Origin of the sequence: Limimaricola variabilis, from assembly GCF_014195545.1 — a bacterium.
Classification (GTDB): domain Bacteria; phylum Pseudomonadota; class Alphaproteobacteria; order Rhodobacterales; family Rhodobacteraceae; genus Limimaricola; species Limimaricola variabilis.
The window spans coordinates 194011-200139 of record NZ_JACIBX010000007.1 but is presented as its reverse complement, the minus strand read 5'-3'; the positions used below and the strand labels follow the sequence as shown (position 1 = coordinate 200139).

The window sequence follows — 6129 nt, the reverse complement described above, 5'->3', positions numbered from 1 at the left end:
GCGCTACGACAGATGCCCGAAGGTCTTCCTTTCTGCCATCGCCCTGGCCGCGACCGTCATGTTCTGGCTTTGAGGGTTAACGAGTCCTGACCCTAGGACAAGCGCGGCAGCGTTCAAACGAAATAACTTACCCAATTTGGAAACTCCTGAACGGATGCGATGAATTGCTGCCAAACATTCAAAGAGCCCAGTTGGTTGCACCCGCCTGCTCGTATTCAACCCACCTCGCATCGGCTTCTGAGCGGACCTCCCAGGAACTCAATCGAACATGCCGGTCGGGGGGCGACCGGCGAGCATCAGGGCAATCCTATGGTTCATGCAGAAGAGCGACCCCTCGACCTCCAGCAAGGGGCAGCGAACGCCATGTTAGGGCGAGGGTCTATCCGACTCACGCGATCCATGCGCGACGGCCCCTAGCCTCTCGTGCCGACGCCCGGACAGGCAAATGAGCTGCACTAAGACGGGATGGATCAGCGCATGAATGGGCGGTCGGCGTTCACGCCAGACGCCGCGTTCACCTTAGACGAAGTGGGACCACCGGGTCAGTGCGACGGCGCCGAAGATGACTAGCGACGTCGCGATGAGGCCCAGCCCGGACCCGCGCATCTTGCCATTCCGATCCATGAGACCGCCCAGAAGCAGTACGACGATCGGCAACAGGATCCACGCCCAAGCCGGGAGAACAAACAACTCTGGGGATACTCTTTTCATGCCCCTCTACTACTCCTGGCATACGTGGGTTGCATCGGAGCAATGGGAGGGGGCGGCCTCCGCGAAAGGATAGCGGCCGCATCGTCGGACGGAACTGCCACCGCAACGCAGCGCCCCTCCCTCGCAGAATAGGAAAGAACTGATCGGGTCACCGCAACGGTCGGCCGTCTTGGCATAATGGGAAGCCCGAGCCCTGCAGGACGGCGGGTTGCCCTTTACTTCCGCGTAGGAAATGCAGCTCGGAGTATTTTCGATCGGTCCCACTCACTGGAAACGAGTATGCGAGGCCGCATAGCCCGTCTCACGACCGGCTAGGCAAATTTGGTACTTACTGAAAATAATCGAGAATGGCGGAGCGAGAGGGATTCGAACCCTCGAGACGGTTTCCCGCCTACACACTTTCCAGGCGTGCGCCTTCGACCACTCGGCCACCGCTCCGTTGCGGGCTCAGTAGCCAAGCGCGCAGGGCAATGCAAGGGGGCGAAAGACGGGGTTTTGCCTTCGATTGCCCCCGGGCCGCGGCTCGCCCATACTGTGGCGGCAAGCACGACGACGAGAACGCCGCTCAGATGACCCGACCCCCCCTGCCCGCGAGGCGCTCCGACCCGGATCGGCTGCGCGGCCCGCGTGATCCGCACCGCATCCAGGACGTGGCGCTGATCATCATCGCCTTCGCGGTGGTGCTGTTCCTGCTGGTGCAGGCGCGGTTCCTGCTGATCTCGCTGGTCACCGCCATCGTCATCTTCTCGCTGATGAGCGACGCGATCAATTTCATCGCACGCGCCCGTATCGGGCCGCTCGCGATTCCGAACTGGCTCGCCTCGATCGCCGCGGTCGTGGCCATCGCCGCAGCGCTGCTGCTCCTCACCTCCGTGGTGCTGGCGCAGGTCAACACCGTGCTGATCACCACGCTGAGCTATGTCGACCGGGCACCAGAGGCGATCGCGGCGCTGTTCTCATGGGCGGGCGAGAGCACCGAGGCGGCGGTGCTGAACTCGGTCAGCACGATCGAGCTGGGCGGCTATATCCGCGCCTTCGCGAGCCAGGCTGGCAACCTGATGCAGGGCACCGTGCTGGTGATCCTCTTCGTCGGCTTCCTCTTCGCCGAACGGGTCTGGTTCTCGACCAAGCTGGTGAACTTCGTCGGCGATCCGGTGCAGGCCGACCGGGTCGGTCGGATCATCGGCTCGATCATCCGTCGGGTGAACCGCTACCTCGCGGTCAAGACGCTGGTGTCGCTGATGACCGGGGTGATGGTCTGGGCGCTGGCCGGGCTGTTCGGGCTGGAACTGGCCGTGGCGCTGGGGATCCTCACCTTCCTGCTGAACTACATCCCCAATATCGGCTCGATCGTCGCCACCGCGCTGGTGGCGCTGGTGGCCTATGTCCAGCTCGGCGATCCGCGCACCACCGCGGCGATCTTTGCGATCACCGGGGTGATCCAGTTCATTAACGGCAACGTGCTCGACCCGATGATGATGGGCCGGGCGCTCAGGCTGTCGAGCTTCGGGATCATCATCAGCCTCGCCTTCTGGGGCGCGGTCTGGGGCATCCCGGGCATGTTCCTGTCGGTGCCGATCACCGTGGCGGCGATGATCGTCTGCTCGGAGATCCCGGCGCTCCGGCCGATCGCGATCCTGCTGTCCCGCGAGGGACTGCCAGAACCCGAGACCGAGCGCCGCGAAGGCGAACAGCGACGCGAGGCGGCCGAGTAGCGGAAATGCCGCTAACCGGCCGCCCCGGCCTCAGCTTTCGTCGTCCGGCGCCACCGGGCGCAGCGTCTCGGGGTTCTTGATCCACAGATCCCGCTGCGGATACGGGATCTCGATCCCCTCCGCCTTGAAACGGCGCGCGATCTCGTGGTTCATCTCGGACTGCACCGCGACCACGAAGTTGATGTCGCGCAGGATCGCCCTGATCTCGAAGTCGAGGCTGGAGGGGCCGAAGGCGCGGAACAGCACCGCCGGCGCCGGGTTGGCGAGCACCAGCGGGTGGTCCTCGGCGATATCGCGCAGGATCGACTGCACCTTCTCCAGATCGCTGCCATAGGCGACGCCGACCGGCACGATCACCCGACCGACGGAGTTGCCGCGGGTCCAGTTGGTCACCTGGTTCGACACCAGATCGGCGTTGGGCACGATCACGTCGGTCCGGTCGAAGGTCTCGATCCGGGTCGAGCGCACCGAGATGTCGCGCACATAGCCCGACTGACCGCCGACCTCGATCCAGTCGCCCTCGCCGATCGGCCGCTCGATCAGCAGGATGATCCCCGACACGAAGTTCGACACGATGTTCTGCAGGCCGAAACCGATGCCGACCGAGAGCGCACCGGCGACGATGGCGAGGTTCGACAGGTCGAGGCCGGCGGTGGTGATCGCCAGCAGCGCCGCCGTGGTGATGCCGACATAGCCGAAGCCGACCGCCACGGCGTTCTGGCCGCCGAGATCGAGCTTGGTGCGTGGCAGCACCACCGAGCGCAGCGCCCGCTGGACCAGACGCGTCAGCGTGTAGCCAACCACGAACACCACCAGCAGCCACAGCAGATCGGTCGGCTGTAGCCGGGTCTCGCCGAAGGAATAGCCCTCGCGGAAGCGGGTCCAGACCTCGGCCAGATCCTCGGGCCGGGCGCCCCAGATCAGCGCCAGAACCGGCGCGGCGGCAAGGATCAGGAACAGCCCGATCAGCACCGGCACCAGCGCGTCGCGGGCCAGATCCTCGGAGCCGGTCGCAACGGTCCAGACATCGAAGACCAGCCGCTGCAGCAGCACCAACACCCCGATCAGCATCATGGTCTTGATCGCCGGCACCAGGATCGCCTCGGACAACGCGGCGAAACCCAGCACCGACACCAATGGCGCCAGCACCGCCACCACCATCGCGACCTTGCCAAGCACCGACAGCAGCGTCTGCCGGAAGCCGGTGGTGTCGCGCCGCGCGTTCTCGGGCTGCGGCGTGGGCGGGCTGGTTTCGGCGTCATGCGTCACCCCCGCCAGGGTCCGCCCGAGCAGGAACAGCGGCACCGCCACCAAAAGCTGCAGCGGCAGATAGAGCGCCGCCACCGCGCCCTCGGGGGCGTCGGCGCTGGTGATCGCGGCCTGCGACAGCTGCTCGAAGGCGATCGCCCAGCCGAGCCACATCACCCAGCGGCGGGCCCGGTTCTGGCGATGGATGGCGATGCCCGCGATCGGCTGCGCCGCCTCCGGGCCGAAGAACTGCCCGGCCATCCAGCGGGCGAGCAGCACCGACAGGCCCGCGACCGGCAACGCCACCAGCAGTGCCCCCGCGCGCGGCCCGTCGAGACCCAGCCGCTCAAGCGCCTGCGCGATCAGCACGAGACCCGCGAAGGGCAGCCCGACCTGTCCCAGCGACACCGCGAAGCCCAAGGCCCGTGAGCCGCGCCGGTCGGCCTCGAGGATCCGGCGGCGCAGATGCCGCGCCCATTGCCCGGCCCGCATCAGCAAGCCGCCCGCCAGCGCCAGCGGCAGTGCCTGCACCAGCGCCGCGATCGTGGCCTCGCGCAGCCCCGGCGTGGTCCATCGCGCCAGCAGCTCGGTTCCCAGCGCCTCGGCCCGCTCGAAGGCCACGACCAGCGCACCGGGCCAGAGCGCGGGATTGAGCGGTGAAGGACCGCGATTGCCAAGCGCGGCGCCGCGGCGTTCGCGGATCAGCCGGTCGATCTCGCGGATCAGACCGTCGGCGTGGGCATAGGCCTCGTCGGCGAGACGGATCGGCGCGCGCAGGCGCATCAGATCCTGGCTGAGGGCTGCGCGGCGCTCGGCCACGGCATCGTCCTCGGCGCCGGATTCGGGCGCGGCGCCCAGCGCGGTCAGCTGCGCTTCGACGGTCGCGATTCGCGCCGAGTTGGCGCTGCGCGCCTGCTGGAACCGGTCGCGCCAGACCACGAGATCGGTCCGCAGGCGCTGCAGGGCGAAATCGGACCCCTGCCCGCGCTCGGACACCGCCGCGCTGCGCGCCGCGGTGCGCTCCCAGCTATCCCAGTCGACACCGCTCTCGGCCAGCACCTGCGCCAGCGGGCCGCTGCCCGGCAGGCTCGGCGTTTCCGGGCCATAGGCGGTCGCGGGGGTGAGAGGCTCGGCATCCGCCTCCCCCTCGGCCGTCGCGGCCTCGCCTTCGGCCGGCTCGCCCTCGGCCTCGGCGACCTCGGGGCTCAGCGCCTCCTCGACGGTTGCTGCGGGGGCGTCGGACGGCACCGGATCGGTCGTCTCCTGCGCCGCCTCGGGCGCATCGAAAAGCCCGCCCGGCGCCGGGTCGATCCCCTGCGCGACAACGGGTCCGGCCGCGATGACGAGCCAGATCGGCAGCATCAGCCGCCGAGCCAGGCGCGCACCCTCGCGGGCCGCGAAGGATGGGGCGCTCATGCGTCCTCGAAGACGCCCGGGATCGAAGACGGGCCCCGGTCGAGCCAGTCCGGCGCGGGCAGGCCCTTCGCCTTGAGGAAATCGGGGTTGAACAGCTTGGACTGGTAGCGCGTGCCGTAATCGCACAGCACCGTCACGATGGTGTGGCCCGGCCCGAGTTCGCGGGCGAGACGAATCGCGCCGGCGATGTTGATGCCCGACGAACCGCCAAGGCAGAGCCCCTCATGCTTGAGCAGATCGAACACGATCGGCAGCGCTTCGCTGTCGGGGATCTTGTAGCTGAAATCGGGGGTGAAGCCCTCGAGATTGGCGGTGATCCGACCCTGCCCGATGCCCTCGGTGATCGAATCGCCTTCGGCCTTCAGCTCGCCCGTGGTGTAGAAGCTGTGCAGCGCCGCGCCTTCGGGATCGGCCAGCGCGATCTTCACGCCCTTGGGCTGAAGCGCCATGCCGACGCCTGCCAGCGTGCCGCCGGTGCCCACCGCGGAGACGAAGCCGTCGACCTTGCCCTGCGTCTGCTCCCAGATCTCCGGGCCGGTGGCGTCGATATGCGCCTGCCGGTTGGCCACGTTGTCGAACTGGTTGGCCCAGAGGACGCCCTCGGGCGTGGTCTTGGCCAGTTCCTCGGCGAGGCGGCCGGAATAGCGGACATAGTTGTTGGGGTTGCGGTAGGGCGCGGCGGGGACCTGCACCAGCTCGGCCCCGGCGAGCCGCAGCATGTCCTTCTTTTCCTGGCTCTGGGTCTCGGGGATGACGATGACCGTCTTGAAGCCCATCGAGGCGCCGACCAGCGCGAGACCGATGCCGGTGTTGCCGGCGGTGCCCTCGACGATGGTGCCGCCGGGCTTGAGCGTGCCCTTCGCGACAGCGTCGCGGATCATCCACAGCGCGGCGCGGTCCTTGACCGACTGGCCGGGGTTCAGGAACTCGGCCTTGCCCAGGATCTCGCAGCCCGTGGCCTCGGAGGCGGCACGCAGCCGGATCAGGGGTGTGTTGCCGACGGCGGCGGCGAGGTCGGATTTGATGTCCATTTGGCGGC

3 protein-coding genes and 1 tRNA gene are annotated in these 6129 nt (G+C 67.9%); 1 reads left to right on the top strand and 3 read right to left on the bottom strand.

The genetic code is table 11. The annotated features are described in order from the left end of the window. Window positions 1-1059: 1059 nt before the first annotated feature. A tRNA-Ser gene (locus tag FHS00_RS11040) sits at window positions 1060-1149 on the bottom strand. A gap of 131 nt (window positions 1150-1280) precedes the next feature. On the opposite strand from FHS00_RS11040, the gene FHS00_RS11035 reads away from it, so the two are divergent. Then, window positions 1281-2426, top strand: coding sequence for an AI-2E family transporter (locus FHS00_RS11035; protein WP_246391254.1), 1146 nt, complete (start codon window positions 1281-1283; stop codon window positions 2424-2426). Between the two features lie 30 nt (window positions 2427-2456). Here FHS00_RS11035 and FHS00_RS11030 read toward each other — a convergent pair whose 3' ends face one another. Together FHS00_RS11030 and FHS00_RS11025 are read right to left on the bottom strand one after the other, a co-directional pair. Beyond that, window positions 2457-5090, bottom strand: a complete 2634-nt coding sequence (locus FHS00_RS11030) for a DUF3772 domain-containing protein (protein WP_183473145.1) — start codon at window positions 5088-5090, stop codon at window positions 2457-2459. Next, window positions 5087-6121 (bottom strand): cysteine synthase A, encoded by a 1035-nt coding sequence (locus FHS00_RS11025; protein ID WP_183473142.1) that lies wholly within the window; start codon window positions 6119-6121, stop codon window positions 5087-5089. The genes FHS00_RS11030 and FHS00_RS11025 overlap by 4 nt, the downstream gene beginning before the upstream one ends. Window positions 6122-6129: the final 8 nt, after the last annotated feature.